The sequence below is a fragment of the Enterococcus sp. 3H8_DIV0648 genome, from assembly GCF_002140655.1.
GTDB lineage: Bacteria > Bacillota > Bacilli > Lactobacillales > Enterococcaceae > Enterococcus_A > Enterococcus_A hulanensis.
This window is the reverse complement of the sequence record NZ_NGLG01000002.1, coordinates 164835-167629: the sequence shown is the minus strand read 5'-3', so window position 1 is coordinate 167629 and position 2795 is coordinate 164835. Positions and strand designations below refer to the sequence as shown.

At 39.5% G+C, this 2795-nt stretch carries 3 protein-coding genes; all 3 read right to left on the bottom strand.

All coding sequences use genetic code 11. The features are described from left to right. Nucleotides 1-27 precede the first annotated feature (27 nt). A complete protein-coding gene (locus A5875_RS17215) occupies nucleotides 28-1629 on the bottom strand; it encodes a hypothetical protein (RefSeq protein WP_088934829.1) in 1602 nt (533 codons plus the stop codon). 72 nt (nucleotides 1630-1701) lie between these two features. Beyond that, nucleotides 1702-2394 carry a class A sortase gene (locus A5875_RS17210; protein WP_088934828.1) on the bottom strand — a complete coding sequence of 231 codons (693 nt, stop codon included), beginning with the start codon at nucleotides 2392-2394 and terminating at the stop codon, nucleotides 1702-1704. Between the two features lie 77 nt (nucleotides 2395-2471). After that, a partial coding sequence (locus A5875_RS24185) for an LPXTG cell wall anchor domain-containing protein (protein ID WP_254911905.1) occupies nucleotides 2472-2795 on the bottom strand: 324 nt, incomplete at its 5' end.

Sequence of the window (2795 nt, the reverse complement as noted above, 5' to 3'; positions counted from 1 at the left end):
GTATATTCATGCGACATTCTCCTCATTCTATTGATTTGAATCAATATCTTCCTCTGTTGCTCCTTCAGCTAATTCTTCAACCTTGCTTTCGATCTCAGTATAAATAGCTAAAACATTTTGCTTCGCTTCTTTGACTTCGGATAATAGATTCTTCGTCCGCGTATTCATTTTCTTCACTTCTAATTCAGCAGCATCGATTCGCAGCTTAGCCACTTCTTGTGCATCTTCAATCGTATAGGTGGCTTGTTTCTTAGCTGATAAGAGAACTTCTCCGATTTCTTGCTGTGCTTGTAGAAGCTGTTCTTTTAGATCCGCATTCTTTGTGATCAGTTCTTGAATTTGACGTTTCGCTTCATTTAATGACTCTTCATTTTGCGCATTGGCACTTGATTCTGCGAGCATTGATTCAAGTTCTTCGACGCGTTGAGATTTCTCAGCTAACGTTAATTGGATAAGCTGTAAATGTTGAGAAAAATCATCTTTTTGCTGCTGCACTTGTTGATAATCTTCAGCTAGTTGACCAAGTCTTTCTTCTAATTCCTTGATCTTATCTTCATGCTCCGTTGACAATTGATCGTTTTCTAATTGGTTTTCCAGCTTTTCTTCCAGCTTATTGATCATTTCATGAGCTTCGAAGAGAGCGTTGTTCAATGTAGCCTTTTCTGACTTAAAGGTTTCTTGCAGCTGTTTCTTTTCCTCTTCCATATTGGTGAGCATTTGTTTCAATTCTTCCATCGCAGTCACACTCTCTTCTATTTGTTTCATTAACGCTGCTTTTTCCTGTTCAAACTGAGCAAGCTGCTGATCTGCTACTTGATACTCTTGCTCCGATGCTTGGAGTTGTTCAGCCAGTTGTTCTTCCAATTGCTGCAGCTTTGTTTCATACACTTGGAATTTTTTCTGATCCTGCTCGTGCTGACTGATCAAGCGTTGGTTCTCTTGTTGAACTTCGACCAGTCGCTTTTGTTCTGCTGAGAAGCTTTCTTTTTGTTTTTCATATTCTGCTATGATTTTTTGTTGCGCTGCTATTTTTTCAGAAAGTTCAGCAATCTGAGCAGCGGTTTCGTGTTTTCTTGCATCCGCTGTCTTTATCAGCTGTTGGATTCTTGTATCCTTTTCATTTAACTGCTGACTGATCTGCTGAAGCTCACGTTTATGCTCCAGCTTTTCCTTTTCAACCGCCGCTTTCATTTGTTCTTCAAGCTGTTGTTGTTTAGTTGTTAATTGCTGCTTTTCTGTTTCTTGTTTTTCCAATTGTTCATTGATTTCATTGGTTCTGCTGACACTTCGTTTTAATTTTTGTTCCAGCACTTCCAACTCTCGGGCCTGTTCAGCGATCTTTTCTCGACTTTCAAGCATTCGTTTATTTAACTGTTCTTTATTCCATTTTTCTTGATAGAGTTCATCTGCCTGACCTTTACTGATTTGTTGAATATCTGCCAAGCTCTTTGATAATTTCTCTATCTCAGCTTTATATTCATTTTCTTTTGATGTATCTGGTTCCATCGGCTTCTCCTTACCATCTTCTCCTTCTAGAACCTGCCAGTTCTGATCCGGTCTGTTGTTCTTATAGTCCTCAACTTTTTCTGCATTACTTTTTGCAAAAAGCCAACTTGTTTTTTTCGCCATGAATCTAATCCTTTCTGATAATATTTATCATTTTTAATTTTTGTTGCCTGTGTTGCTTTAATAAGTACGCACTCAATATGTTTTTGTTGGTAAATTGAATGCTTCTGCGGCAGCATCCGAGATAACTTCGATCGAGGTCACACTTTCCAACTCCCCCTGAACAACCAATCGTGTCGTGGCATAGATATCACCACAGGTCAGTAAGGTGACTAGCCGTTTTCCGGGGACAACATCCAACACCTCTACCGAACTCGGATCAACATGATCTTTCCAAACCGCCACATATGTATACACCTTGGTTAAATCTGTGAGATAGATCTTATCTCCTACTACCACTTCATCTAAAGGTGTAAAGAGTAAATCTGCCTGATCAGAGCGATGACTCGCAATTCCGTAGTTGCCCTCACCCATTTCTTGATCATCTGAAAGAGTGCCGGCTCCATAATACAAACCATCATTTTGCAGCCCCTTAAAAACTGGCAGACATATTCCAACCCTTGGCACTGCTACACTTGCGATGACTGGTAATCCTTCGCTTTGTCTACTAAGTTGAGACTTGGCGATCGCTTTTGTATCCAGCGGCTTTACTGCATCAAAATCAAAGGTTGTTTCTTTTTTCTTGTTCTTTTCAACTTCTTTCTTACTTATCTTTGAAATCTGGTAGTGTTCTCCAGTCCTTTTGACAAAATAATTTTTGATCGGTTTATTAAAAATGAGTAAAACACCAGCAAGGACAAGAACTAAAACAATCAATTTTCTTTTCATGAATGTCTCCTATAAAACAATAAGCGGATCGAATCTTATGAATGATCCGCTTATTGAAAGTATTTCTTGTTAGCTAACTACTGGTCGCTAGGTTTTTCACGTTTTCTACGTTTTAGTAATCCTGCTAAACCAACTGCTAACATACCCATTCCAGGAATACGGTAGATGCCCGTTTCAGCTTCCATTCCTGTTTTTGGCAATGAGCCGCTGCTTGAAGCTTTTGTCGAACCGGTTTTCGGTGCATAGCTTACCTTAGCTGTTGTTTTTGATTCTTGATCTGAATCACTATCTGAATCTGAGTCGCTATCACTATCCGAATCGCTATCCGAATCTGAGTCACTATCGCTGTCAGAATCACTATCCGAATCTGAGTCACTGTCGCTGTCGGAATCACTATCTGA